This is a genomic window from Bacillus sp. 166amftsu, assembly GCF_900107445.1.
GTDB classification, from domain to species: Bacteria; Bacillota; Bacilli; order Bacillales; family Bacillaceae_G; genus Bacillus_A; species Bacillus_A arachidis.
In genome coordinates this window covers 303,588-329,673 of sequence record NZ_FNQA01000001.1, presented here as the reverse complement: position 1 = coordinate 329,673, position 26,086 = coordinate 303,588, and the positions used below count along the sequence as shown (strand labels likewise).

Genomic DNA, 26,086 nt, shown 5'->3' with positions numbered 1-26,086 from the left:
ATTGCTTGATATAAGAATAGATGATTATTTTGCGAGTGATTTTAATATGTGCATGGTAGAACGTCCTAAAATCCCAACCGCTAAAAGGGAAGTTGAATACATCAAAGTGCCAGGCAGACACGGATCACTCACAAAAAAAGGGGCGTTTGAAGACGTCCCTTTAACTATTAAATTTAACTTACTTGAAGATGAGAATGCCAAACCTTTAATTAGACGTATTAAATCATGGCTTTTAAATGGAAAAGTACTTCACTTTGATGATGATGTTGTTTATAGGAAGATTAAAAACGTAGAAATAGATGATATCGAAAACCAAATTGAAGAATATGGAGGATTTGAAGCAACGTTTACATTTGATCCTTTTGAATATGTGGAAGATGAAACAATTATTTTAACCACTCCAGGTGTTCTATATAATCCAGGAACAGAAAAATCAGATCCGAAAATCGTGATTGCTGGAAGCGGCACAGTGAATATAACTATAAATGATGTCACTTTTCAAGTTAAAGATATTGTAGATTCTGTAATTATTGATTCAGAGTTATTAGAAGCGTATAAAGGGACAACAAACATGAACAATAAAATGATCGGTAACTTCCCTGTCTTTGATGTTGAAAATAATTCGATAACATGGACTGGTACCGTTCAATCATTAACCATTACACCGAGGTGGCGATATATATGATTATTTTATATAAACCAAATGAAACAGATTTTACACATAATGGTATCGGTGTGTTAGATGCAAATATTTATGAAGCTGAAGTTGAAGAAATATTAAATGGTTTATATTCATTGACGTTTAGTTATCCGCTATTCGCTCCACACGGTTTAGAAATACAAGGGATGTGCATTGTTAAAGCACCAACTCCTGATGGTGACCAATTATTTAGGGTTTCTACACCAACAGTTAGCATGGGAGAAATAAAAGTACAATGCTATCACATTTTTTACGATTTAACTGAGAATTTGATTGAGGATATTTATATCAATCTACAGTCTGGAATTGTAGCTATGAGTAAGATTTCAAGTGGTTGCCAATATGCACATCAATTCAATTTCTCATCAGATATTCGAAGTGTTGCCAGTGCGCGACTTGTACGAAAAAATCCCGTTGAGGCTATTTTAGATACAAGCCAGGATAATTCCTTCTTGAATCGTTGGGGAGGAGAATTAAAAAGAGATAATTTCGATGTAAAGATGTTAGTTAATCGTGGGATAGATCGTGGAGTTGTCATTCAACATAAGAAAGACCTATTGGGGTATGAAGGTAATGTTGACTGGAAAAGTCCAGTTACTCGTATTATGCCACAAGGATTTGACGGATTATTTTTACCAGAGAAATATGTGGATAGCCCTCTAATTAATAAGTATCCGCACCCTAAAATTAGAGTTGTGGAATTTAAGCATATAAAGGCAGCTATTGGCGATAATGCAAAGGATCCCGATGCGGTACCGCTTGAAGAAGCGTATAAATTATTACGTCAAGCAGCTAAAGAAATGTTTGATGTACAACATGTGGACCAACCAAAAGGGACATATAAGGTGGAATTTCAAGAGCTTTCACAAACCGAAGAGTATAAAGATTATGCTATTTTGCAACATGTGTGGATGGGTGACATTGTTACTGTTAAACACATTGAAGACGGAATTAATGTTCAAGCGAAAGTTATAGCATATAAATATGATCCAATAAAGAAAGAGTACAAGAATATTACAATAGGAAATTACAAAGCGTCATTTACTGATATAGCAGGTAAAGTTGACCAAATACAAAATGATATATCTGATATGCCCACTTCTATACTTGAAGCAGCAAAAGAACATGCAACGAGCCTTATAAATAGTGGCTTTGGTGGTCATGTACGTAATTATCCAGATCGAATTTTAATCATGGATACAGAAGACGAGATGACAGCAAAAAAAGTATGGCAATGGAACATAAATGGATTGGGTTATTCTTCCACAGGGATTAATGGTCCATACGGAACCGCAATTACTATGGATGGACGTATTGTTGCTGATTTTATTACAGCTGGAACACTTAATGCTAACTTGTTAAACGGACAGTTAATAAAAGGGGTAACGATCCAAACATCAAATTCTAAAACTTTTGTTAGCATCGACGATCAATTTATACGACTTTATGAGGGTGGACTTGTTAGGGCGTTTTTTGGATACCACAAAACATTAGCTGGAAATATAGAAGCTAAATATATTTTTGGTGGGGATAATACAGCTGAAGGTGTGCTAGGTTCTTTATATGTATCACATAGTCACTTTTCTAACAATGATTCATTTGGCAGGTTCGGAATTGTAGATAGCGTTAAATACCAACCAAATGATCCCACTCCATATGTAGTGTATAGTTCGTATTTAGAAATGTATCGAAAGAAAAGAATATGTACATTGCACGGGGACGAATATGCAGTATTACAGTCTAAAACAGGTAAGATTAGGTTTATGAAGGGTGATGAATCAGCAGCTTCTATGTCATTAGGAGTCACTGGTTATGACAATTATACAGATCTTGAGTTACCTACTGTAATATTGAGGAATTCTTTACTTGCTAATCAATCTGGAATCTTTCAAGTGTTAGATAAGGGCGTTGGTTTTGGTTCAGTCCAAGCTCATATAATAAGTCCATCACTAAGAGAATACAAATCGAATATTCGTGATGTTCCATTTTCAGCTTTAGAGAAGATTAGAAATGCAAAAGTGAGAGAGTTTAATTACAAAAGTGATGTAAATGAATTATATGAAATGAGAGAGAATAAAGCTCCTAATGATCCGCCACTTACAAAACGAGATATAAAACAATATTATGGTTTTGTTGTTGATGAATGTGATGATGTGTTTGTAGATAAGGCTGGAACAGGAACTCATTTATATTCCACAGCTTTACTAACCGTAAAGGCTGTACAAGAGCTTGAAGAAAAACATGATGCGGAAATAGAAAAGTTACAAGAAAGAAATGCTGAGCAAGAACGTGTAATCCATGAGCTACAACAAAAAAACAATGATTTAGAAGAGAGAGTACTAGTGTTAGAAAGGATGGTTACACAGTGAGATCAAAAACGTTAACAATTGATATAGCAGATCCTCACTTTACAAAGGTTATTACTTCAAGAATTAATGATAAAAATGGTCTGAAATTAACTGTATCACTTAAAGATAAAGGTTATCCTTATAATCTATCAGGTTATACGATTAAGTACGAAGCCGGAAACAATTTAGGAAGTTTCATCCGTGATGATTGCAAAATTATAGATGCTTCAAACGGTGTTTTTGAATATACATTTTCGGCAGCGGCTGTTTCTGCGAATGTCTGGGTTGCTTATTTTGCTTTTGAAAAAGGTGAAGAGCGTTTTACTACACAAGATATGAAAGTGTTGCTAAGTGTGGATGTAAAGCAAGGAAAAATAAAAATGGAGAATTATATTTCCGATTTTGACAAAGCTCTTGAAGCTGTAGCTGGTTATCGAAAAGAAATTGATGCAACGAATGCGGAGATTATAAAATTGAAACAGCAAATTGCTGCAAATAATGTACAAGTTCCGAAAATCACGCTTGATGATGGCGGACAAACCATTTCAGTTAGTGATGTTTCCAAGAATATTTTAAATGAAATTGTGGTAAAAGGGAAAGGTATGAACACTATTTATTGTGCAACTGGGGTGCAAGGTCAAACACCTAATAATAAATCTTGGAGAGGAGTCTCTTACTTAAATTCTATTAATCATGGATTTGTATGGGCTAAAGATTATCAAGGAAAATTTTTCACAAATTACTTAGATAATGGAAATTGGCTTGGGTGGGTAGAACATGCAACTACTGCACAAGTGGATGCAGGTGATGCGAAACAGGTTTCAAAAACAGGCGATACGATGACGGGTGACTTAAAAACTTCAGGATCGGCAATGTTTGACTCGTTAGGGTCAGGTATCATTCAAGGTGGTGGCGCATCAAGTTTACGTTGGCGAATGTACCAATCTAGTAATGGAGAGTGTACATTTGTACCTAGTGCAACTGTTGGTGGTAGTGATTGGGATTTTACTAAGGCATTTCGAATTAAACCGGACGGTACCATTAAACAAACGTCTGATACAAACTGGGTTCCATTGACTTTGTTAAATGGTGTACAACAGCAGAGTACTCAACCTCAATCAGCTGTGAAGAGATCCGGAGAAGTAGTTTGTATCGAGTGTGCTATTACTGGCTTTAAAAACAAACAGATAATTGCGAATATTCCAGAGTTATTCCGTCCAGGCAGAGAAATGTTCTTTACATGCAGTTACTTTGTAGGACTGGCATTAAAAGAAGGTTATGTGATTGTAAAGCCTAATGGTGATGTCTATATTGAGAATATTGAGGATACGGTTTCGCTATGGAGATTCACACTTACTTACATCATTTAAGATAGGAGGTGATGATTTTTGAAAATTGTACACGTATATGACATAGAAACAGGAGCTTATATAGAAGATAGACTTTTCTACCCTATATACGAAGATGTGGTAAATGGCGATGGTGAAGTTATTGGTTTGAATGAGATATACAAGGATATTCCTGAAAACTCAACAGAGCTACCATTACCGCAACCGAATTGGAAACCTGTTTTTCAAGATGGAAAGTGGGTTGAAACCATAACTCAAGAAGAATTAGATGAATTGAACAAACCGAAACCACAAGAGCCGACTGAACTTGAAAAATTACGAGATCAAGTTGAATTCTTAGCAAAACAAGTAGCTGATCTAGAATTAGGAAAAACAGAATGAGGTGAACGTAATGCCGAGCAAATACTATGAAAAATGGAAGATGTTTTGGTTTTGTGGTGTTACTGTAAATCAAATGTTAAGAGCTGTAAGAGTAAAATATATAACTATTGCTGAGTTTGAAGAGATTACAAAATTAAATTTCTATGAAGAACTCGAAAAAGACGGAACCGTTATTATTGATTGGTTGTAAAGCGTACAGAAGTAGGCTTTTTTATTTTGCCTAAAAGGGGTGGTCAATGTGGAGGGATTACAAGAAATTAAACAAGATGTACTGGAAATGAAGCAAGAAATTAAAGAAATAAAGTTTGATATTAAAAGTTTAGAAATGCGTACAACAGGTAACGAAAAGGACATTGATAATATCAATAAACAACTAGATAAAATCAGTGCTAACACTACCTGGATTCTACGTCTTATTGTGGGTGGAATTATTGGAACAGCTCTCACTTTCTTATTGAAAGGAGGTGGTATGTAATGATTGAAATAAGCGTAATGATTGCCATTGTAGTGGGTCTTTCGCAGATTGCAAAAACAATAGGGTTACAAACAAAATATATTCCGTTATTAAATTTAACGCTTGGCATTGCGCTAGGCGTTTTATTTTTGCCACAAGATTTGAAAATGAATGTATTTCAAGGAATCATCATCGGACTGTCAGCAAGTGGATTATTTGACCACACAAAAATTTTAAAAAAGGATGCTGATGCAAAATGAGAAAAACATTTAAAGGGTTCTCATCAGTTTTATTAGCCATTGTTTTAGTATTATCCATTACAACAAGTGCTTTTGCTGACAGAACGCTTATTATTCCAGATTTACCAAAACAACCTTATCGTTATGGTGTAGGTGCTTATGAGGGTGTTGTGGCACATAGTACAGCAACTCCAGAAGCTCCAGCTATTAATATCCAAAAGTATGAAACTCGTACATGGCGTTCAGCTTTCGTTCATTACGCAGTAGATTGGAATGAAACAATCCAAATTGCTGATACAAAATACATTGCCTATGGTGCTGGACCAGGTGCGAATAAACGTTTTGTACATGTAGAACTATGCGAAACAAAAGACTATGAGAAATTTAAACGCAGCTATGATAAATATGTAAAGCTTCTTGCAAAAATCTTAAAAGATAACAATCTATCTGTAGAAAAAGGATTGTGGACTCACTATGATGTAACGAAATATCTTGGCGGCACAGACCATGAAGATCCACTTAATTATTTACGTAGTCATGGTGTATCAGAAACTCAATTCCGAGCTGATGTGCAACGTGCATACAATAATTCTAGTGTGGATGTTTCTGTTCCTGAAAAACCATCCAAACCAGGCGAACCTGTTGCAAATGTGGAAGGCATTGCATATATTGAGGGTTATAATGTAAATCTTCGTAAAGGACCAGGTGCAAGTTATTCTGTTATTCGTCAGTTAAACAAACCAGAATCCTATAAAGTATGGGGCGAAAAAGATGGTTGGTTAAATCTTGGTGGAAATCAGTGGGTATATAACAATCCTTCTTATATCAAATTTGAAAAGAAAGAGCCAGTTAATCCGATAGTAGGAAAACGCGTTGTTTCTAAAGTGGACAACCTACGTTTCTACGATTCTCCATCTTGGCAAGATAAAAATGTTGCTGGTACTTTAGATGCTGGATTAGGATTTACAATCGATGCAAAGGTAACTGTCAATGGATCATCACAATATAAAGTACACAATAGCAAAGGACAGACATACTATATTACTACAAACGAAGCCTATGTACATGTGAAGTAAAAAATAAGAGCCGTCATTTGACGGCTTTTTTTATTTCTATGTAATTAAAATTTACTTTTAGATAATGTCTTTAATATAGGATTTATGATTTTACTCAATATACGAAATGCGTTAAAAATAGAACGAATAGCTTTCATATTAGTTTTCCCCTTGTTATTTCCACTCGATTAAAGTGTTTTTATTACAGCTATGACATTTAAAATTGCCAATCCCTTTTTTTACTGTCTGTTTTCTATTGCAGTTAGGACAATCCACACGCTGAAAACCCAAAGAACCAACAACAAAAGGTAACCCAAAGATAATTAACGGTATACCAGCGATTGCACCAATTATGGTTAAACATAAGATAATTCCTATAACTAAAAAGAATACTCCTGTTAAAAATGATAATGTTCTTGCTACAATCCCCTTTTTTGAAGCCTTCTTTTTCTCAACTTCAATAATATAAGAATTACCATCCGCAGTTGTTCGCAATTCCATAAAACCGCCCCCTTGAATTAAGTAAATCATACCAATTAATGTAACATTTTAGAAGGGTTATTTCTTATCACTGTACGTGCATGTTTTTTAATCTTCTTCAAACCAAATGTCCTCTATATGTAATTCGAGCACCTTGGAAATACGATATGCAACAGGTAATGTAGGCGTAGCTCCTTTAATTAAGTTTGTCATAGTTGAATTTGAAATTGATGCTTTTTTTGCAATAAAGCTATACTTGAAACCTTTGCTATCTAAAATTTCTTTTAAACGACTTCGCATAATATTTTATCCTCCTAACAAAAAAGTACTAGGTCTTTCTTTTATTTTTTTACTTGGACAGGCAAAATCCTTCTTTCTAGTTCATATACCTATATCAAGACCACGAGGAATACCAAGTGGAACTAAGGACATCAAGAGGGGAGAGGATTACATGCGTTGGCAGTATAACCACTTGAATACAACTCCATATTTACATCCTTCAAAAGAATTACGTCAAATGTATAACGAATCTAAATCAAGATTAGAAACGGAATCAATTATGAATCACATGAAAAATCATGAAGTGTTCAATAACAAGGAGTATAAAAGATATTTCAGTTTATCTCAGGTTATTGAAGAGGATCTATACGGTGAGGAAGAAGACATTCTAAATTGGGAAACTTTAATGGATTGTTATGATGCAGTCCTTACGAAAAAAGGTATTATATTCCGTGAGAAAGAAGAGGAGGAATAGATATGACACTCGCAGGGGAAGCGGTAGTTATTTGGACGGCAACAGGTTTGTCAGTAGTTGCAATGAAGGTAGCAGAAAAAATGGGGAAGAGTGTTCCACATTGGCTTCCACGTATTACTTTGTACACAACGCTCACGGGCTCATTCTTATACCTTCTACGTTATGTTCTCGTTTTGTTTCTATGAAGGAATACGATGTGGAAACTCTCAATCACATATAGTGTAAGGGGATGAGCTTGTATTCACATCTTCTTTTAAACAGGGATATATACCCTCTATTAGAGGGATATAAGGAGTGATTTTATGTTGGAGTTATTATTTGTCCCTACGGTGGCATTAATTTACGCTTTGTATAGTGAGAAGTTCGGAAGTGAAAATGACTATCGGAAGAAAATACAAGTATTCTTTGAAGTGAGTGGAATTGCAATAAAAAGGGAAGATAAACTTCAATATCCAAAATTCCAAAAACAAATTGATGATGATAGAAGTACGACTTATGTATATAAATTACCTGTTGGAATGCCGAGTAAACTCATTCGAAAAGTTGAAGACGTAGTAAGTGAGGGGTTAGGAAAACCTGTACGCATTCAGTACGATAATTATAAGTTGAATATCCGTGTATTTCATAAAGAAATTCCTGAGAAGTGGAATTGGTCTACAGATTTAATACAGCAGGGGAAGTGGTGTGTGCCAATGGGGCAAAGTTTAGAACAGTTAATTTATCATGATTTTGATAAAACTCCTCATATGACACTTGGTGGCCTTACAAGAATGGGGAAAACAGTCTTTTTAAAGAATGTATTTACTTCTCTGATTTTAGCGCAACCAGATCATACTCATCTATATATCATTGACTTGAAAGGCGGTTTAGAATTTGGACCATATAAGAATTTGCGACAAGTGGAATCAATTGCTGAGAAACCAATAGAGGCATTCACAGTATTAAATAACATTCTTGAGAAGATGGAAGAAAAAATGAGTTACATGAAGGATAAACATTATACAAATGTCGTAGAAACAAATATAAAGGAACGGTACTTTATCATCGTGGATGAGGGAGCAGAACTTTGTCCAGAAAAAAATATGAGGAAAGAGAGGCAAAAGTTATTAGGAGCTTGCCAACAAATGCTTTCTCATATTGCACGTATAGGCGGTGCGCTTGGTTTTAGACTGATTTTTTGTACACAATATCCAACTGGTGACACGTTGCCACGTCAAGTCAAACAAAATAGTGATGCTAAGCTAGGATTTAGATTACCTACTCAAACAGCATCAAGTGTAGTTATTGATGAACCAGGGTTGGAATCGATACAAAGCATTCCAGGTCGTGCGATTTTCAAAACAGATAGGCTTACTGAAATTCAAGTACCTTATATAAGTAATGAAATGATGTGGAATCATTTAAAACAATACGAGGTGGAGAAATATGAGAATGCAAACGCACGTACAGATCAACCGTCAAATGATGATACTTGCGACGATTAGGAAGCTTCAATTTGCAACAAGAAGGCATTTAATGTGTGTGCATGATATGGGGGGGATTAGAAATGCAAATCGTATTATGAAAGACTTGTCTAACTATACGAGTAAAGTAATGCATAATAAAGAGTATGTATATTACTTAAATCAATTAGGACATAAGTTATTTGGGGAAGGAAAAGTTGTGCATCATGGAAAAGTGGCGCATGCCATTTTGCGTAATGAAGCATGGTTGCATTTGTATTGTCCTGATGATTGGCAAGTGGAAGCAGAGATTAGATATATAAAAGATGAAAAGAAGAAAAAGATTATTCCAGATGTGAAGTTTCGAGATGAAGAGGGAATACTTCATGTTGTAGAAATAGATCGTACGCAAAAAATGGTAGTAAATAATGAGAAGTTAAAATGTTATGAAGAGTTCACAAAAATTTATAAACAAAAATATAACGGAAAAGTACCAGTGATCCATTTCTTCACGATTACAAAATATAGAGAAAAGAAATTGGAACAACTGGCAGCAAAATATGATGTGTTTGTAAAAGTATATGTAATTCAGGAATTTTAATCACATTCAAATTTAAGGGAATATATATAAGAAGAGAGTGGTTATTTTTAACCGCTCTCTTTTGACCACACGTACCACATTGACCACAGCTTGTACCACATTTATTATTTACTTTATGTCCATTTTGTCTAAAATATAAAATATAGCTAGACAAAAACACTTATTTTATAACATAATGGACACAATGCATCCTTAGGGGTGTAAAGAAAAAACATTGACAAATATAAAATGGCTAGCTATAATTTTGTTTGTTGCCTTGAGGTGATATGATATGAAATGGTCCATCCATCAATTAAACAAATTGAGACATAAAGGATTGACATTGGATGAGATGGTAGATGTAAGTGAGCTAAAAGAAGTCGAGAAAGAAATTCGTAAAATTAGTCCTGTTCATGTAACAGGTAGAGTTGATTTTGGCTCTAGTAAGTTTACGTTTCATCTACATATAACTGGAAGCATGGTGTTACCATGTTCTCGCTCTTTAGTAGATGTAACATTACCATTTGACATTAAAACAACTGAGGTGTTCCAAACTTCAGCAGAAGAGTATGAAACGGAAGCGGAAATCCATTACTTAGAAGGAGAAGTACTTGACTTACTCCCTATAATCAAGGAAAATATACTTTTGGAGATTCCAATGCAAATTTTCAGTGATGATGTTTCCGGTGGAGCACCGACGCAAGGTCAAGACTGGCAAGTGATTTCGGAAGAAAGCAAAGAAAAGCCTGTTGATCCAAGATTGGCAGGACTTGCGAAGTTTTTTGACAAATAATCGGAAGACTGGTTCAGGCCTTCATATGAAAATAACTATTTCTTTTAAGGAGGTGGGAAGAATGGCTGTACCTTTTAGAAGAACTTCTAAAACAGTAAAAAGAAAGCGTCGTACGCATTTCAAATTATCAGTACCTGGTATGGTAGAGTGCCCAAGCTGTGGTGAAGCGAAATTAGCTCACCGTGTATGTAAAGCATGCGGTACTTACAAAGGTAAAGAAGTAATCAGCAAGTAATTGCAGAAATAAACGTAGAAGAATATCTTCTACGTTTATTTTTTTTGTCTTAACTTTACATGTTGGTATTCTATCTTTTCTAGTAACTGCATATGCTTAATAAAAAATGCATAAGGAGGACTAGAGGAATGGCGACAACAAGACAAGATGCATGGACTGATGATGAAGATTTACTTCTGGCAGAAGTGGTACTCCGGCATATTCGTGAAGGTGGAACGCAACTTTCCGCATTTAAAGAGGTAGGAAGGCATTTATCTCGTACACCTGCAGCATGTGGATTTAGATGGAATTCTTACGTTAGAAAGCAATATAAGGAACGTATTGAAGAGGCCAAACAAATTCGTAAGGCAGAAAGTTATGAAGTAAGGCAACCGAAAGTTGTGGACCTTTCTCCTGTATCGATTACGTTAGATGATGTTATTACCTTTTTACAAAAATATAAAGATGAAAAAGAGGTAAAAGAATTACATCAAAAAATTGAATTGCTACAAAAGGAAAAGGAATGGCTTCTTCAGCGTTTATCTGTATATGAAGAAGAGTATCGTACTTTGCTTGATTATATTGATCGAAAAAGAAGTGTGATGGTGTTAGAGACAAAAGAAAGAGATACGATTCATGAGCATGAAACATTAGAAAAGTTGAAAAAATAAAAACAGCTGATAACAGCTGTTTTTATTTATGCGGATTCTTCGTTTGTAACCGCATTCAAATTAGTTTCTGGATGCCAAATATAAAATTCGCCATCAGCCGTTGATACTTGCTCGAAATTTTGTTTATCCCAAAACGCAGCAGAGTGTATACGGGCAGTTGTTTTGATTGGAAATTGTAGTTGTTTTGCATAGTTAACAAGCATTTGACCAAAACCTTGTTTTTGAAAGTTTGGTAACACCTCAAGTTTTGAAAGTTCTACGTAAGGTCCAGCAATCTCAGAGTTGGACTCACCGTTTCTCCTCATGTACAAACTCATACGTGCGATAAGGGATCCGCCGTAATAAATGCCGTAAAAGGGAGATTCGCTATCATTTTCAATAATATTTGCTTGTAATTCTTCAAACATGGAGAGTTCTTGGGCACCACAGCCCTTAAATTTTTTAAATTCGTCTAGCGTTTTATAATTGATGAGCAAGCGCTCAACTTTTGGGAATGTCATTACATCACATCCTCTTCTTAGTTTGTAAAATAAAGAAAAGTATAAATATTTTCAATAATATTATAACTCATTTTTTCATTTTTATGAAGAAAATAGAATATTTCTTTCGGTATTTTTTTGAAGTGTTTGCTACACTAGTCATAGGAAGGGGATTTCTACATATTTATGAAATGTACTTTCGATTGTTGAAATATAAATTAAGATATAATCAATGTTAGGACAAGTATAGAGAGGGGGGAATCAGAAGGCTTCTAGTTGATGGTAGGATATAATTTATTTTGGTACCGGTTAGGAGCTTCTGAAGGATAGAGATGAAAATTGGGATTGTTGGTCCGGGAGCGATTGGTCTGCTTTTTGCATTTTATTTAAAAAAGAACAAACAGGATGTTACATTATTTACAAGAACGGTAGAACAAGCTGAAAAGTTAGTTCAGGAGGGAATAAAGTGTATTCGTAAGGGAGAAATGGAAACGGTATTTATAAATGCTATGCCCTTAGAGAATATTGTAGATGAACAAATGGACTATCTGTTCGTTGCTGTAAAACAATATCATCTAGTGAATATTCTTCCTTTTATAAAAGAACAAAGACGGATTATCTTTTTGCAAAATGGGATGTCTCATTTGCATATCTTGCAAGAAATAAAATGTGAAAATATAGCAGTGGGAATTGTAGAGCATGGAGCAAAAAAAGAAAATAAATATACAGTGAATCATACAGGAGTAGGGGTTACAAAATTTGGGGTGGTAAATGGAGAGTTGTCTCAATTTGATTCACTATTAGATTGTTTTTCTCCAAAATATTTTTCGGTGCAAGTCGAAGAAGATTGGAAACAGACGATGTATTATAAACTTGTAATAAATGTATGCATTAATCCGCTAACAGCTTTATTTGGTATACAAAACGGAGTGTTGCTGTCGAACCCTTATTTTTATAGAGTCATGGAGCAAATATTTCAGGAGGTCGTGTTTCTTGTAGGGGAGGAAAGAAAAGAAGATTTGTGGCTATTGGTTTGTCGTGTATGTGAAACCACAGCCAGTAATACATCATCTATGTTAGCTGATATAAGAGCGGGCCGGGAAACGGAAATTGACGCTATTATTGGTTATGTGATGGAGGAAGCAAGAAAACAGCAAAAACAAGTTCCAGTACTGCAATTTGTATACAATTCCATAAAGGGATTAGAAGTATAAGAGATATTCTTTGCTTTTACATGAAACATTGACTACAATTTGGATTGGTGAGAGAACAGGATAGGAAAGGAAGAATTATATGGAGATAAAAGAGATCTCTGTTCCACTACAAGGTGTTGTGGCGGACTATATGAAGGGTAAGAAAGAAGCGCAGGCATACTTTGATTATCCGTTGACAGAAGAAGGATTCGGGCAACGTCTGCATGATTTGCGTAATAAGAAGTTTTTCCGTCAAGATTTAGTGGCACATTTATTAGAGTATAATACTAATTTACATGCTGGAGAGCATACTCTTCAGAATATAAAGGCGCTAGCGGATGAAAATACATATGTTGTTGTTGGAGGACAGCAAGCGGGACTATTAACAGGCCCTCTTTATACAGTGCATAAAATTATTTCGATTTTACAGCTTGCAAAAGAAAAAGAGGCGAGTTTAGGAGTACGTGTCGTTCCTGTTTTTTGGATTGCTGGTGAAGATCATGATATCGATGAAATTAATCATGTGTTTGTAACGAAAAATAAAAAAATAAAAAAGACGATTTTTCATGATCGTCTTCTAAAAAAAGCGAGTGCATCTGAGTCTGAGCTTTCAAAAGAAGATTGTAGAAAGTGGATTGAAGAAATTTTTAAAACATATCCAGAAACGAATTTTACAAAGGACGTATTACAGTTTGTTGAAGATGCCTTGCAGAATTCGCGTACTTATGTGGATTTCTTTGCGCATCTTATTATGAAATTATTTGTAGATTCAGGCTTGATTCTTGTTGATTCACATCATCCAGCGTTAAGAAAATTGGAAGTCTCTTTTTTTAAACAAATATTAAGTCGATATCAAGAAGTGCAAATGAGTCTTCATAAACAACAGCAATTAATAAGAGAACAAGGATATAAACCGATTATTGAAACAAAATCAAATGCGGTACACATATTTATGCAAATTGATGAAGAACGTGTGTTGTTAGAAGAAGAGAATGGGCAATTTGTTGGGAAAGATGGTGCTTATTCATTTTCGTATGAAGAATTGATAGCGGAAATGGAAAGAAGTCCGGAACGATTTAGTAATAATGTTGTAACGAGACCACTTATGCAAGAATATATATTTCCGACATTAGCATTTATTGGAGGGCCTGGTGAAATTGCTTACTGGAGTGAATTGCAACGAGTATTTCATGTGTTCGGATTTCAGGTACCTCCGGTTATTCCAAGGCTCACAATTAGTTATGTGGAACGTGATATTTCAACAGATTTACACGATTTGCAATTACAAGAGAGTGATCTGTTTGTAAAGAGTATAGATATGTTACGTGAAGAGTGGCTTTCTAATCAAATAGAAGAGCCGATTGGTGAACGATTTATAGAAGCGACAGAGAAAATGATCGATATTCATACTTCTTTACAACAGTTTGTAACAAAAATAGACCCAGGAATGCAGAAATTTGCTGAGAAAAATGAGCGGAAAATTAAAGAGCAAATTGAATTGTTAGAAAGAATGTTAAAGCGGAATGTTGAGAAAAAAAATGAAGTAGAGCTGAATAAATTCAGGCGTGTACAATACGCTCTCCGTCCGTTAGGCGCACCGCAGGAGCGTGTATGGAATATATGTTATTATTTAAATCAGTTTGGATTAGATTTTGTTGAACGGGTAACGAAACAATCGTACTCTTGGGACGGGAAACATCATATTATAAAACTATAAAATCTTGCTCTTAGGAGCAGGATTTTATTTTTGATTTGTGGAATTAAATGTAAAGCGAAAAACTGAATTATCAAACTATACAAACAAGAGTGTGATATGGAGAACAAAACGCATGTATATGACAAAATAGAACAAAATGTAAACGCATTATTGTGTTTTTCGACATGTTTTTATTTAATTTCCCGCAAAAGATGATAAAATTTAGTATATAATAAAGTGAAACTGCGATTAGTGGACATTAGATTTCCACTAACGCCAAGTTGGATGTGACATGTTTTCATAGCGTTAATTTCCCAACATATTGTGTATGGTATTAAAAGGGAACAAGTGATACATTCAACGTAATTATTTTGCAAAAAGTAGGTGCAACAATGTTTAAACACGTAACAGTTCTTTTAAAAGAAACAGTAGATGGTTTGGATATAAAGCCAGGTGGTACATATGTAGATTGTACGCTAGGTGGTGGAGGACATAGTTCCTATTTATTATCCCAACTAACGGAAGGGGGAAAATTAATTGCATTTGACCAAGATGAAGTTGCGATTCAAAATGCGAAAGAAAAATTTTCTTCTTATGGTAATCAATTTATAACAGTGAAGAGTAATTTTCGCTATTTGTCAGAAAAACTTCATGAACTAGGAATAACAGAAGTAGATGGAATTTTATTTGATTTAGGTGTTTCATCCCCACAATTAGATACACCAGAACGTGGCTTTAGTTATCATCATGATGCACCCTTAGATATGAGGATGGATCAAGATGCCTCATTAACAGCATATGATGTTGTGAACAACTGGTCATATGAACAACTCGTAAGAATCTTTTTCCAATATGGTGAAGAAAAATTTTCAAAGCAGATTGCAAGGAAAATTGAAGCGTATCGCGAGAATAAGGCGATTGAAACGACAGCAGAGTTAGTGGAGTTAATTAAAGAAGGAATTCCTGCTCCAGCTCGTAGAACGGGGGGACACCCTGCAAAACGAGTATTTCAAGCGATTCGTATTGCTGTAAATGATGAATTGAAAGTATTTGAGGAAGCGTTGGAATCTGCAATTGAAATGGTCAAGCCGGGTGGAAGAATAAGTGTTATTACGTTCCACTCATTAGAAGATCGTATTTGTAAAACAACATTTAAACGAAATAGTACAACGCCACAGCTTCCGCCAGGCTTACCAATTATTCCTGATGAGTTTAAGCCAAAACTAAAGCTTGTCACAAGAAAACCAATCTTACCTTCTGATGAAGAGTTAGAAGAGAATAATCGAGCGCGTTCTGCGAAGTTAAGGATCGCTGAAAAACGATAAAAAGGAGAGAGAGGTATGACAAATTTAGCTGTAAAGTATAAACAACAACAAGTACAAGAACAAGTACAAGTACAATCTCAAGCTCCGCAGCAAAAAGTACAACCAAAGGTGAAAACAAAAATTACAAGAATTGAGAAATTACTATATGTGGCTTTTGTTGGCTTTTTATTATATGCTTGCGTTGCTTTTATTGGAAATAAAGCGGGACTGTACCAAGTTGATGCGGAAGCAGCAAAAATAGAGAGTACAATTGTGAAAAAACAAAAAGAAAATCAAGAATTACAAGCTGAAGTAGAAAAATTAAGTCGCTATGAGCGTATCGCAGAGATTGCAAAAAAACACGGGCTAGAAATTAATGCGAATAATGTGAAAGGTTTACATTAATATAGTAGGTGTGAAGAAAAATGAAGACGAATATGAACAAAATTCATACCAATAAAGGAGCAGGTTACTTTATGATATTTTTCCTCCTGCTCTTTTTGGTGTTGTTAGCCCGATTCTTTTATATTCAAGCAACAGGAACAGTACATGGTCAGGATTTAAAGAAACTTGCACAAGAAAAGCATAATAAAAATGGTGTACTTGAAGCGAATCGTGGAACGATTTATGATCAAAATGGACATGTGTTAGCGCAAGATGCGAACTCATACAAGATTGTTGCGCAGCTGAAAGGTGAAAAACCTGTAAAAGATAAAGAGGATGCTGCAAAAAAAATTGCAGGTGTACTTGGGTCAGGTGAAGAAGAAATTTTAGCCGCTTTAAACAAAGATAAGAGTCAGGTGGAGTTCGGAACGCTAGGAAAGAACTTGACGAAAGAGAAGAAAGAACAAATAGAAAGTCTTAATATACAAGGTATTTCATTTGTTACAGAAAAAGCTAGGGTGTATCCAAATGGAGATTTTGCATCTTATGTGTTAGGTTTTGCAAAACCTGATGATAAAGGAATTGCAGAGGGGAAATTCGGATTAGAAAAGAGCTTAGATAAGTACTTGCGTGCTTCGAACGGGAGTGTAGCATATACAGGAGATCGTAATGGGGTTTCCCTTGATGGAGGAAAACAAAATGTAAAGCCGCCGAAAAATGGGGAAAATGTGTATTTAACAATTGATCAACGTATTCAAGGCTTTTTAGAGGATGCCATGAAAGCGGCTGAGCAGCATTATGAACCTTCTATGCTAATTGGAGTGGTTGCGGATCCGAAAACTGGAAAAATACTTGGGATGTCTAGTCGGCCTAGTTATGATCCGAATAAGCGTAATATTGAATACTATTTAAATGATCCAATCGCAAATGCATATGAGCCAGGATCTACTATGAAAATTTTCACATTAGCTGCGGCGATTAATGAAGGTGTATATAACGGTCAAGAATATTACCAATCAGGTACATATCCAGTTGGGAATCGTAAAATAAAAGATCATAACGGTGGTGCAGGTTGGGGATCTATTACATTCGATGAAGGTGTTGAGCGTTCCTCTAACGTTGCATTTGCTATTTTAGGGGATCAAAAACTTGGTCCGGATCGTTTCCGTCAATATATTCACAAATTTGGATTGGATGAAAAAACGCATATTGATTTACCTGGTGAAGGAGAAAATACGATTATATTTGATCAGCAAATTCAACAGGTAACAACGGCCTTTGGGCAAGGGTCTACTGTAACGCCGATACAGCTTGTACAAGCTGCGACTGCAATTGCAAATGATGGAAAAATGATGAAACCTTATGCAATTGATCGAATTGTAGACCCAATAACAAATAAAGTGGACTTACAGCATAAACCAGAAGAAGTAGGACAACCAGTTACAAAGGAAACAGCAGCACAAGTAAGGCAATTATTAGAACGTGTTGTTACATCACCAAAAGGAACAGGGAATGCGTATAAAATCGATGGATACTCTGTTGGTGGTAAAACAGGAACAGCACAAATTCCGGATGGAAAAGGTGGATATATGACTGGAAGAGAAAATTATATTTTCTCATTCCTTGGTATGGCACCAATGGACGACCCACAGTTAATTGTTTACTTTGCAATAAAGCAACCGAAATTAAAAGATAATGAATACGGAGCACAACCTCTTGCAGAAATGTTTAAATCTGTAACGAAAAATAGCTTAGAGTATTTGAAAATTAAACCGAATGAAGTAAAAGATGCGAAGAAATATGTGAAAGAACAGCAGACGGTTGTTCCAGATGTAACTGGGAAAACAATGGAAGAGGCAAAGGCAGTGTTAGAAAAAGCCAAATTCCGACCGATTATACTAGGTGAAGGAAAAGTAAAACAACAGGTACCAAAAGCAACTGAAAAAACATTGAAGGGCGATCGAGTCTTCTTAGTAGGAGATAAGCCGTTGATGCCGAATGTACAAGGATGGGCACTTCGTGATGTAATGAATTTAGCGAAAACGTTAAATCTTAATTTGAAACCATCTGGTACAGGATATGTGACAGACCAAAGTGTGGCGGAAGGAACGCCGTTACAAGCAGGTACGGAATTAGCTGTAACACTGGTACCACCGCTTGAACCACAACAAGAGGCAGAAAAACCATAATGTTTTAGGTGTAAGAAATGCGAGAGGTTCTATTCGAACAGGTACAAGCATATATTGGAACAAGCTAGGCGTAAAGGAGGTTTGTTCCAATATGCGTGTATCAAATGTAACTGTTAGAAAAAGACTCATTTTTATACTTATATCGGGTATACTCATTTTTACAATTATTGATATTCGTCTTGGATATGTACAGTTTTTTCTCGGAAATATGTTAACAGATCGTGCGAAAGATTCGTGGAGTCGTAATATTACTTTTGAACCTGAACGAGGGAAAATTTTAGATCGAAATGGTGTGGAGCTTGCAACAAATAAAAGTGCCCCAACAGTCTTTGTTGTACCAAGACAAATTGAAAAACCAGCAGAGACTGCAGAGAAGTTAGCTGCAGTTTTAGGTGTGCAAAAAGAGGAAATCTATAAACGGATTACAAAAAAAGAGTCTATTGTGAGATTGGATAAAGGTGGAAGGAAAATTTCTCATGATAAAGCAAAGGAAGTACGTACTTTAAGTTTAAAAGGTGTTTATATTGCTGAAGATTCCATTCGGTATTATCCGTTTGGAAAATATTTATCTCATGTACTAGGATTTGCTGGAATTGATAACCAAGGGCTAATGGGATTAGAAGCATATTATGATAAAGAATTAAATGGTGATAAAGGTCATGTGCGATTTTTTGCGGATGCAAAAGGACAAAGAATGCCGAATGTTGGAGATGATTTCAAAAAACCAGAGGCTGGCTTAGATTTAAAATTAACAATCGATTCTCGAATCAATACAATTATAGAAAGAGAAATGAATATCGCAGATTCTACTTATAATCCAGATGGTATGATAGCAATTGCGATGAACCCGAAAAATGGTGAGATTTTAGGTATGTCAAGTCGCCCAAGTTTTGATCCAGCAGATTTTCAGAGCGTTTCACCAGAAGTATTTAATCGGAATTTGCCCGTTTGGAGTACATATGAGCCGGGATCAACTTTTAAAATCATTACATTGGCAGCTGCTTTGAATGAAAAATTAGTAGACTTGGAGAAAGATACGTTTTATGATGATGGAGCAGCTGAAGTTGGTGGAGCTAGACTACGTTGTTGGAAAGCTGGCGGTCATGGTAGCCAATCGTTTTTAGAAGTTGTTCAAAATTCTTGTAACCCAGGTTTTATTGAGCTTGGGGATCGCCTGGGAAAAGAAAAGTTATTCCAATACATTCGTGATTTTGGTTTTGGACAGAAGACAGGGATTGACTTACAAGGAGAAGGAAAAGGAATTTTATTTAATCTAGATAAGGTTGGACCGGTTGAACAAGCGACGACTTCCTTCGGGCAAGGGGTTTCTGTCACACCAATTCAACAAGTTGCTGCAGTAGCAGCAGCTGTAAATGGCGGGACATTATACCAACCATATATTGCGAAAGAATTTGTTGATCCATCGAATAATCAAGTTGTCAGAAAGAAAACACCGGTTGAGAAAAGAAAAGTTATTTCCAAGGAAACATCGGAAAAAGTTCGTTATGCGTTAGAAAATGTTGTAGCGAAAGGTTCTGGTAAAGGTGCATATATTGATGGTTATCGTGTTGGCGGGAAAACAGGAACTGCCCAAAAAGTAAAAGACGGAAAATACTTAGATAATAACTATATTGTATCTTTTATAGGATTTGCTCCAGCAGATGATCCGCAAATCGTTGTGTATGTTGCGGTTGATAATCCAAAGGGGGTTACTCAATTTGGTGGTGTAGTTGCTGCGCCGATTGTGGGGAATATTCTTCGTGATGTGCTTCCTGTTATGGGAGTAGAGCCACGCAAGGAGCAAGTTGAGAAGGAATATAAATGGGGCGATACCCCTACAATAGAAGTTCCGGATTTAATCGGGATGAAGAAGAAAGATTTACAAACGCAACTTGTAGACTTACAGCTTGATATAAGTGGTGAGGGAGACAAAGTAATTAAACAATCACCAGAAGCTGGTGCGAAAGTAAAAGAAGGTTCGAAAATTCGAATTTACTTTGGGAATTAAAGGTCAGAGATTGTGTTTTATGATACAATTGGTGGAAGTTGAGTTAATATAAATATCTGTTTTCATAGAAATTTATTTCTATGAAAACAGATTATATTGCTCTTAGACATAAGTAATAAAGTAAACACTTTGTCAGCTTAACTATTATATGCTGCACTGATAAACGAGTCTGATTTCTCGGACTCTTAGCAAATGCTTCCTTCCTCAATTTTTAGCGAATGAAGGATGGCGAGAACTGCTTATTAAGTAAGAGATAAATAAACAATGTAGAGAGGGTTTAGTGAAATGAAGTTGCACACACTTGTATCATGTTTGCATGATTTTCCAGTTGTTCCAAAAGAAAATCCAGAAATTACATCCATTGAAGCGGATTCGCGTAAAGTGACAAATGGAAGCTTATTTGTATGTATGAAGGGGTATACGGTTGATAGCCATGATTTTGCTAAGCAAGCAGCCGCGCAAGGTGCGGCTGCTATTGTTGCGGAAAGACCGATTGATGTTGACGTTCCAGTTGTACTTGTGAAAAATACCTATCGTTCTTTAGCGGTTTTAGCTGATTATTTTTACGAACAGCCAACGCATAAGTTACACTTGATTGGAATTACAGGTACAAATGGAAAGACAACAACATCGCATATTATGGATGAAATTATGCGAGCGCATGGTCATAAAACAGGGCTAATCGGAACAATTAATATGAAAATCGGTGATGAAACATTCGAGGTGAAAAATACAACGCCAGATGCACTGACACTTCAGCAAACGTTTCACCGTATGGTTGAGAAAAATGTAAATAGCGCTGTAATGGAAGTTTCTTCACATGCGTTAAGCCTTGGTCGTGTACACGGTTGTGATTATGATGTGGCCGTATTTACAAATTTAACACAAGATCATTTAGATTATCATAAAACGATGGAAGAATATAAGCATGCAAAAGGTTTGTTGTTCGCTCAACTAGGCAATAGTTACCATAATAATCGTGAAAAGTACGCTGTGTTAAATAGTGATGATCCAGTAGCGGAAGAGTATATGAGAAGTACAGCAGCTACGGTTATTACGTATGGAATTGATACACATAGTGATATTATGGCGAAAGATATTGTGATGACGAGTGGTGGAACAACATTTACCCTTGTTACGCCAAGTGAAAGTATAGATGTTACGATGAAGTTAATTGGAAAGTTTAACGTATACAATGTTTTAGCGGCGATAGCGGCTACTCTTGTTTCAGGTGTATCTTTACAAACGATTGTTGAGGTTGTTAAGAAACTTACTGGAGTTCCAGGTCGTTTTGAAGTTGTGGATGGAGGACAAGATTATACAGTTATTGTCGATTATGCGCATACTCCAGACAGTTTAGAAAATGTGTTAACAACAGCAAAACAATTTGCGAAAGGAAACGTTTATTGCATTGTTGGTTGCGGCGGTGATCGTGATCGGACGAAAAGGCCAATTATGGCTGGCGTTGCTACAGAATATGCAACGCATGCAATTTTGACTTCAGACAATCCAAGAAGTGAAGATCCAAAATCAATTTTAGATGATATGTTAACAGGTGCAAAAGGAAATAATTATGAAGTAATCATTGATCGAAAAGAAGCAATCTTCCATGCGGTTTCAGAAGCGAAAGCAGAAGATATTATTATTATTGCTGGAAAAGGGCATGAAACGTATCAAATTATTGGAAAAGACGTACATCATTTTGATGATCGTGAAATTGCAAAAGAAGCAATCAATGAACGTCTAAACAACAAAGAGTGACAACATGAGAGGAGGACTACATGTGCTTGAACAAGGTTTATTAGTAACGGCTGGGGTAGCTTTCTTAATTTCAGTTGCCCTTTCGCCATTGTTTATCCCATTTTTACGTAAGTTAAAGTTTGGGCAGAGTATTCGTGATGAAGGACCGAAATCACATCAAAAGAAATCAGGAACACCAACGATGGGTGGTATTGTGATTTATGTGTCTATGATGGTGACAACACTTATCATGGCAATTAAATTTAAACATTTAGGTACGGAAGTATCATTATTATTATTAGTTACATTTGGTTATGGATTGATTGGCTTTTTAGATGACTATATAAAAGTTGTTAAAAAAAGAAATCTTGGTTTAACATCAAAACAAAAATTAATCGGTCAGTTAGTTATTGCAATTGCATTCTTTGTAATCGCAAAAGGACAGGGATTTGATACGCATTTAATGATCCCAGGAACTGAAATTAAATTTGATTTACACTGGGCATATTTTATCCTTGTGCTATTTATGCTTATTGGTGGATCTAATGCAGTCAATTTAACAGATGGTCTAGATGGATTATTATCAGGAACAGCTGCAATCGCATTTGGAGCATTTGGTATTATTGCAGTTGCGCAAGGTCAATATGCAGTAGCTATTTTCTGTATGGCAGTCGTAGGAGCAGTACTTGGATTTTTAGTATTTAATGCAAATCCAGCTAAGGTGTTTATGGGGGATACAGGATCGCTCGCTTTAGGTGGCGCAATAGCCGCAGTAGCTATTTTATTAAAACAAGAACTATTACTTGTTGTAATCGGCGGCGTATTTGTAATGGAAACATTATCTGTTATCATTCAAGTTATTTCATTTAAAACAACAGGAAAACGTGTCTTTAAAATGAGTCCACTGCATCATCATTACGAATTATGCGGCTGGTCAGAATGGCGTGTTGTTGTAACATTCTGGTCTGTAGGATTTTTATTGGCAGTATTAGGAATCTATATCGGGGTGTGGATGTAATTGAAAACTGTAATTGACTATCAAAATAAAAATATTCTTGTATTGGGTATTGCAAAAAGTGGTTATGCAGCAGCAACTTTATTAAAAAGCTTAGGTGCAAATGTGATTGTAAATGACGGGAAACCATTTGCTGATAATGTATTAGCTGCAGAATTGCAAGCAAAAGGAATGGACGTTGTATGCGGCGGTCATCCACTAGAGTTGTTAGAAAGAAATATTTCACTTGTTGTAAAAAATCCAGGGATTCCATACTCTAACCCATTACTAGTTGCTGCGAAAGAAAAACAAATTCCGATTGTGACAGAAATAGAGCTTGCGTATCGTGTTTCAGAGGCGCCGTTTGTTGGAATTACTGGATCAAATGGAAAAACAACAACGACAATGCTAACATTCGAGATGTTGAAAGAAGGACAAAAACATCCTGTTATTGCTGGAAACATAGGTACAGTAGCATGTGAAGTGGCACAATTTGCGAAAGAAAATGAAGTAGTTGTTACAGAACTTTCATCATTCCAGTTAATGGGAGTGGAAACATTCCAGCCTAAAATTGCAGTATTCTTAAATTTATTTGAAGCGCATTTAGATTACCATGGTACAAAGGCAGAGTATGGTTTAGCGAAAGCGAATATTTTTAAAAGCCAAACTGAGACTGACTATAGTGTAATGAATGCTGATGATACAGATGTAATGGCTTTATCAGCAAATAGTAAAGGACAAAAAGTATTATTTTCAGCTACTAAGGTAATTGAAGATGGTGCGTGTATTAAAGATGGTGCTCTTTATTTTAAAGGTGAGAAAGTTGTGGAAATTAAGGACATCGTTTTACCAGGTAAACATAATTTAGAAAACATTTTAGCTGCTATGAGTATTGCTAAATTGTTAGGTGTAGCAAATGAGGCAATTGTTCTAGTATTAAAACGCTTTACAGGTGTAAAACATCGTTTAGAATATGTAACAACAATTAATAATCGTAAGTTTTATAATGATTCAAAAGCAACAAATATGTTAGCAACGGAAAAGGCGTTATCAGCATTTACGCAGCCTGTTATTTTGCTAGCAGGTGGGCTTGATCGTGGGAATGAATTTGACGATTTAATTCCATATTTTGAACATGTAAAAGCGATTGTGACATATGGACAAACTGCACCAAAATTAGTAAAGGCAGCTGAAAAAGCAGGATTAGATATCATTGAAACTGTCGATAATTTAGAAGAGGCAGTAGAAAGAGCTTATGCTCATTCTGCAGATGGAGATGTTATTCTTCTTTCACCAGCATGTGCAAGCTGGGATCAATTTAAAACATTTGAAGAAAGAGGAGACATTTTTATACAAGCTGTGCATAAACTTATATAAAGTAGACAAAGCATCAGTAGGTTAACACCTACTGATGTTTTGTTACATAGATTAAAAAAAGCTTCTTTAAAAGAGGTGGTGCTCATTGCCAATGAAGAAAACACCTGATTTTATTTTAATTATCGTTACACTTTTGTTGTTAACAATTGGAATGGTAATGGTCTACAGTGCAAGTGCTGTCTGGGCTTCTTATAAGATGGGTGATTCATTCTTTTTTGCAAAACGACAGCTGTTATTTGCGGGAATTGGTGTAGCTGCCATGTTTTTTATTATGAGAATTGACTATTGGACATGGCGAACTTATTCGAAGGTGATTTTACTGGTTTGCTTTATTCTCCTTATCCTTGTCCTGATTCCTGGAGTTGGACTTGTTCGGGGGGGAGCACGAAGCTGGATTGGAATTGGAGCATTTTCGATTCAACCGTCAGAATTTATGAAATTTGCGATGATTATTTTTTTGGCTAAATTTTTAGCAGAAAGGCAAAAGTTAATTACTTCTTTTAAACGAGGACTACTTCCCGCACTTGGTTTTGTATTTGTTGCATTTGGCATGATTATGTTACAACCGGATCTTGGAACAGGAACAGTAATGGTTGGGACATGTATCGTAATGATTTTTATTTCAGGAGCACGTGTTTTTCATTTTTCGATGTTAGGGCTAATAGGGATAGCGGGGTTTGTCGGATTAATTGCATCGGCACCATATCGAATGAAACGAATTACTTCTTATTTGGATCCATGGTCAGATCCACTTGGGAGTGGATTTCAGATTATTCAATCGTTACTTGCAATCGGGCCTGGTGGTTTGTTTGGGCTTGGGCTTGGGCAAAGTAGACAAAAATTTCTTTATTTACCTGAGCCACAGACTGACTTTATTTTTGCAATTTTATCCGAAGAATTAGGTTTTATTGGTGGATCGTTTGTGTTATTATTATTTAGTCTATTATTATGGCGTGGAGTTCGTATAGCATTAGGAGCGCCTGATTTATATGGTACGTTTTTAGCAGTAGGTATTGTGGCGATGATTGCGATTCAAGTAATGATTAATGTTGGTGTTGTAACAGGACTAATGCCTGTTACAGGAATTACTTTGCCATTTTTAAGTTATGGTGGGTCGAGTCTGACCTTAATGTTAATGGCAGTTGGCGTATTATTGAATATAAGTCGTCATTCTCGCTATTAAACCCTGTTTATAAGACAGGGTTTTTCGTATGTATATAAATCTAAACCCTTTCTTTTTAAGGGGGAAGAGACAAGTGCAA

Annotated in this window: 28 protein-coding genes; 25 read left to right on the top strand and 3 right to left on the bottom strand. The window is 35.7% G+C overall.

The genetic code is table 11. The annotated features are described in order from the left end of the window. Position 1 precedes the first annotated feature (1 nt). The 8 genes from BLV40_RS01765 to BLV40_RS01725 are packed head-to-tail and all read left to right on the top strand — an operon-like array spanning position 2 to position 6,547. A complete protein-coding gene (locus tag BLV40_RS01765) occupies positions 2-685 on the top strand; it encodes a phage tail protein (protein ID WP_090687195.1) in 684 nt (227 codons plus the stop codon). Continuing rightward, entirely contained in the window at positions 682-3,069 is a 2,388-nt protein-coding gene (locus tag BLV40_RS01760) for a phage tail spike protein (protein WP_090687194.1), read from the top strand. The genes BLV40_RS01765 and BLV40_RS01760 overlap by 4 nt, the downstream gene beginning before the upstream one ends. After that, entirely contained in the window at positions 3,066-4,418 is a 1,353-nt protein-coding gene (locus tag BLV40_RS29030) for a BppU family phage baseplate upper protein (protein ID WP_244525328.1), read from the top strand. The genes BLV40_RS01760 and BLV40_RS29030 overlap by 4 nt, the downstream gene beginning before the upstream one ends. Before the next feature lie 18 nt (positions 4,419-4,436). Continuing rightward, on the top strand, positions 4,437-4,778 hold the full coding sequence (locus BLV40_RS01745; RefSeq protein ID WP_090687192.1) for a hypothetical protein: 342 nt from the start codon (positions 4,437-4,439) through the stop codon (positions 4,776-4,778). A 10-nt stretch (positions 4,779-4,788) separates the two neighbouring features. Then, complete coding sequence (locus BLV40_RS01740; RefSeq protein WP_090687190.1) at positions 4,789-4,968, top strand: hypothetical protein; 180 nt, start codon at positions 4,789-4,791, stop codon at positions 4,966-4,968. Between the two features lie 48 nt (positions 4,969-5,016). Continuing rightward, a complete protein-coding gene (locus BLV40_RS01735; protein ID WP_090687189.1) occupies positions 5,017-5,253 on the top strand; it encodes a hemolysin XhlA family protein in 237 nt (78 codons plus the stop codon). Further along, a complete protein-coding gene (locus BLV40_RS01730) occupies positions 5,253-5,492 on the top strand; it encodes a holin (protein ID WP_090687188.1) in 240 nt (79 codons plus the stop codon). Before BLV40_RS01735 ends, BLV40_RS01730 begins: the two co-directional genes overlap by 1 nt. Beyond that, the gene (locus BLV40_RS01725; protein ID WP_090687186.1) at positions 5,489-6,547 is read left to right on the top strand and encodes an N-acetylmuramoyl-L-alanine amidase; all 1,059 of its coding nucleotides are present in this window, start codon (positions 5,489-5,491) and stop codon (positions 6,545-6,547) included. Before BLV40_RS01730 ends, BLV40_RS01725 begins: the two co-directional genes overlap by 4 nt. 153 nt (positions 6,548-6,700) lie before the next feature. On the opposite strand, the gene BLV40_RS01720 is transcribed toward BLV40_RS01725, so the two are convergent. Both BLV40_RS01720 and BLV40_RS01715 read right to left on the bottom strand, forming a co-directional pair. Beyond that, positions 6,701-7,027, bottom strand: a complete 327-nt coding sequence (locus tag BLV40_RS01720; protein ID WP_090687185.1) for a DUF5362 family protein — start codon at positions 7,025-7,027, stop codon at positions 6,701-6,703. 87 nt (positions 7,028-7,114) lie between these two features. After that, positions 7,115-7,306, bottom strand: coding sequence for a helix-turn-helix transcriptional regulator (locus BLV40_RS01715; RefSeq protein ID WP_001257714.1), 192 nt, complete (start codon positions 7,304-7,306; stop codon positions 7,115-7,117). A gap of 151 nt (positions 7,307-7,457) precedes the next feature. On the opposite strand from BLV40_RS01715, the gene BLV40_RS01710 reads away from it, so the two are divergent. The 7 genes from BLV40_RS01710 to BLV40_RS01675 all read left to right on the top strand — a co-directional run bounded on the left by BLV40_RS01710 (position 7,458) and on the right by BLV40_RS01675 (position 11,460). Beyond that, on the top strand, positions 7,458-7,760 hold the full coding sequence (locus BLV40_RS01710) for a hypothetical protein (protein WP_090687183.1): 303 nt from the start codon (positions 7,458-7,460) through the stop codon (positions 7,758-7,760). Between the two features lie 2 nt (positions 7,761-7,762). After that, entirely contained in the window at positions 7,763-7,945 is a 183-nt protein-coding gene (locus BLV40_RS01705) for a hypothetical protein (protein WP_090687182.1), read from the top strand. Between the two features lie 117 nt (positions 7,946-8,062). Further along, a complete protein-coding gene (locus tag BLV40_RS01700) occupies positions 8,063-9,244 on the top strand; it encodes an FtsK/SpoIIIE domain-containing protein (protein ID WP_090687180.1) in 1,182 nt (393 codons plus the stop codon). After that, positions 9,186-9,803, top strand: coding sequence for a replication-relaxation family protein (locus tag BLV40_RS01695; protein ID WP_090687178.1), 618 nt, complete (start codon positions 9,186-9,188; stop codon positions 9,801-9,803). The genes BLV40_RS01700 and BLV40_RS01695 overlap by 59 nt, the downstream gene beginning before the upstream one ends. Before the next feature lie 271 nt (positions 9,804-10,074). After that, entirely contained in the window at positions 10,075-10,575 is a 501-nt protein-coding gene (locus BLV40_RS01685) for a YceD family protein (protein WP_026590234.1), read from the top strand. A 61-nt stretch (positions 10,576-10,636) separates the two neighbouring features. Further along, positions 10,637-10,810 carry a 50S ribosomal protein L32 gene (rpmF, locus tag BLV40_RS01680; protein ID WP_001984764.1) on the top strand — a complete coding sequence of 58 codons (174 nt, stop codon included), beginning with the start codon at positions 10,637-10,639 and terminating at the stop codon, positions 10,808-10,810. Positions 10,811-10,938: 128 nt separating this feature from the next. After that, complete coding sequence (locus BLV40_RS01675; protein WP_090687174.1) at positions 10,939-11,460, top strand: RsfA family transcriptional regulator; 522 nt, start codon at positions 10,939-10,941, stop codon at positions 11,458-11,460. A gap of 26 nt (positions 11,461-11,486) precedes the next feature. Here BLV40_RS01675 and BLV40_RS01670 read toward each other — a convergent pair whose 3' ends face one another. Beyond that, a complete protein-coding gene (locus tag BLV40_RS01670) occupies positions 11,487-11,960 on the bottom strand; it encodes an N-acetyltransferase (RefSeq protein WP_090687172.1) in 474 nt (157 codons plus the stop codon). A 305-nt stretch (positions 11,961-12,265) separates the two neighbouring features. Here BLV40_RS01670 and BLV40_RS01665 point away from each other — a divergent pair, with 305 nt between their 5' ends. The 10 genes from BLV40_RS01665 to spoVE all read left to right on the top strand — a co-directional run bounded on the left by BLV40_RS01665 (position 12,266) and on the right by spoVE (position 26,007). Then, positions 12,266-13,153 carry a 2-dehydropantoate 2-reductase gene (locus tag BLV40_RS01665; protein WP_139265441.1) on the top strand — a complete coding sequence of 296 codons (888 nt, stop codon included), beginning with the start codon at positions 12,266-12,268 and terminating at the stop codon, positions 13,151-13,153. 79 nt (positions 13,154-13,232) lie between these two features. After that, positions 13,233-14,849 (top strand): bacillithiol biosynthesis cysteine-adding enzyme BshC, encoded by a 1,617-nt coding sequence (gene bshC, locus BLV40_RS01660; RefSeq protein ID WP_026590238.1) that lies wholly within the window; start codon positions 13,233-13,235, stop codon positions 14,847-14,849. Positions 14,850-15,220: 371 nt separating this feature from the next. After that, complete coding sequence (gene rsmH, locus BLV40_RS01655) at positions 15,221-16,153, top strand: 16S rRNA (cytosine(1402)-N(4))-methyltransferase RsmH (RefSeq protein WP_026590239.1); 933 nt, start codon at positions 15,221-15,223, stop codon at positions 16,151-16,153. A gap of 15 nt (positions 16,154-16,168) precedes the next feature. Beyond that, the gene (gene ftsL, locus BLV40_RS01650; protein ID WP_026590240.1) at positions 16,169-16,537 is read left to right on the top strand and encodes a cell division protein FtsL; all 369 of its coding nucleotides are present in this window, start codon (positions 16,169-16,171) and stop codon (positions 16,535-16,537) included. A 20-nt stretch (positions 16,538-16,557) separates the two neighbouring features. Next, complete coding sequence (locus BLV40_RS01645) at positions 16,558-18,705, top strand: PASTA domain-containing penicillin-binding protein (protein ID WP_090687169.1); 2,148 nt, start codon at positions 16,558-16,560, stop codon at positions 18,703-18,705. Positions 18,706-18,796: 91 nt separating this feature from the next. Beyond that, positions 18,797-20,713 carry a stage V sporulation protein D gene (locus BLV40_RS01640; protein ID WP_090687167.1) on the top strand — a complete coding sequence of 639 codons (1,917 nt, stop codon included), beginning with the start codon at positions 18,797-18,799 and terminating at the stop codon, positions 20,711-20,713. A gap of 285 nt (positions 20,714-20,998) precedes the next feature. Next, positions 20,999-22,474, top strand: coding sequence for a UDP-N-acetylmuramoyl-L-alanyl-D-glutamate--2,6-diaminopimelate ligase (locus BLV40_RS01635; RefSeq protein WP_090687165.1), 1,476 nt, complete (start codon positions 20,999-21,001; stop codon positions 22,472-22,474). A 22-nt stretch (positions 22,475-22,496) separates the two neighbouring features. Further along, positions 22,497-23,471: a phospho-N-acetylmuramoyl-pentapeptide-transferase gene (gene mraY, locus BLV40_RS01630; protein ID WP_026590244.1), complete on the top strand. Its 975-nt coding sequence runs from the start codon at positions 22,497-22,499 to the stop codon at positions 23,469-23,471. Beyond that, on the top strand, positions 23,472-24,824 hold the full coding sequence (murD, locus tag BLV40_RS01625; protein ID WP_090687164.1) for a UDP-N-acetylmuramoyl-L-alanine--D-glutamate ligase: 1,353 nt from the start codon (positions 23,472-23,474) through the stop codon (positions 24,822-24,824). A gap of 91 nt (positions 24,825-24,915) precedes the next feature. Further along, on the top strand, positions 24,916-26,007 hold the full coding sequence (gene spoVE / locus BLV40_RS01620) for a stage V sporulation protein E (protein WP_090688267.1): 1,092 nt from the start codon (positions 24,916-24,918) through the stop codon (positions 26,005-26,007). The last annotated feature ends 79 nt before the right edge of the window (positions 26,008-26,086 follow it).

Bases quoted from the DNA above. Each gene is read 5' to 3' on its own strand.
- BLV40_RS01635 (WP_090687165.1), top strand. From the start codon at position 20,999: ATGAAGTTGCACACACTTGTATCATGTTTGCATGATTTTCCAGTTGTT.
- BLV40_RS01725 (WP_090687186.1), top strand. From the start codon at position 5,489: ATGAGAAAAACATTTAAAGGGTTCTCATCAGTTTTATTAGCCATTGTT.
- BLV40_RS01685 (WP_026590234.1), top strand. From the start codon at position 10,075: ATGAAATGGTCCATCCATCAATTAAACAAATTGAGACATAAAGGATTG.
- BLV40_RS01730 (WP_090687188.1), top strand. From the start codon at position 5,253: ATGATTGAAATAAGCGTAATGATTGCCATTGTAGTGGGTCTTTCGCAG.
- ftsL (WP_026590240.1), top strand. From the start codon at position 16,169: ATGACAAATTTAGCTGTAAAGTATAAACAACAACAAGTACAAGAACAA.
- BLV40_RS01710 (WP_090687183.1), top strand. From the start codon at position 7,458: ATGCGTTGGCAGTATAACCACTTGAATACAACTCCATATTTACATCCT.
- BLV40_RS01715 (WP_001257714.1), bottom strand. From the start codon at position 7,306: ATGCGAAGTCGTTTAAAAGAAATTTTAGATAGCAAAGGTTTCAAGTAT.
- BLV40_RS01645 (WP_090687169.1), top strand. From the start codon at position 16,558: ATGAAGACGAATATGAACAAAATTCATACCAATAAAGGAGCAGGTTAC.
- BLV40_RS01740 (WP_090687190.1), top strand. From the start codon at position 4,789: ATGCCGAGCAAATACTATGAAAAATGGAAGATGTTTTGGTTTTGTGGT.
- BLV40_RS01705 (WP_090687182.1), top strand. From the start codon at position 7,763: ATGACACTCGCAGGGGAAGCGGTAGTTATTTGGACGGCAACAGGTTTG.
- rsmH (WP_026590239.1), top strand. From the start codon at position 15,221: ATGTTTAAACACGTAACAGTTCTTTTAAAAGAAACAGTAGATGGTTTG.
- spoVE (WP_090688267.1), top strand. From the start codon at position 24,916: ATGAAGAAAACACCTGATTTTATTTTAATTATCGTTACACTTTTGTTG.
- BLV40_RS01695 (WP_090687178.1), top strand. From the start codon at position 9,186: ATGAGAATGCAAACGCACGTACAGATCAACCGTCAAATGATGATACTT.
- rpmF (WP_001984764.1), top strand. From the start codon at position 10,637: ATGGCTGTACCTTTTAGAAGAACTTCTAAAACAGTAAAAAGAAAGCGT.
- BLV40_RS01675 (WP_090687174.1), top strand. From the start codon at position 10,939: ATGGCGACAACAAGACAAGATGCATGGACTGATGATGAAGATTTACTT.
- BLV40_RS01720 (WP_090687185.1), bottom strand. From the start codon at position 7,027: ATGGAATTGCGAACAACTGCGGATGGTAATTCTTATATTATTGAAGTT.
- BLV40_RS01640 (WP_090687167.1), top strand. From the start codon at position 18,797: ATGCGTGTATCAAATGTAACTGTTAGAAAAAGACTCATTTTTATACTT.
- bshC (WP_026590238.1), top strand. From the start codon at position 13,233: ATGGAGATAAAAGAGATCTCTGTTCCACTACAAGGTGTTGTGGCGGAC.
- BLV40_RS01700 (WP_090687180.1), top strand. From the start codon at position 8,063: ATGTTGGAGTTATTATTTGTCCCTACGGTGGCATTAATTTACGCTTTG.
- BLV40_RS01670 (WP_090687172.1), bottom strand. From the start codon at position 11,960: ATGACATTCCCAAAAGTTGAGCGCTTGCTCATCAATTATAAAACGCTA.
- BLV40_RS01760 (WP_090687194.1), top strand. From the start codon at position 682: ATGATTATTTTATATAAACCAAATGAAACAGATTTTACACATAATGGT.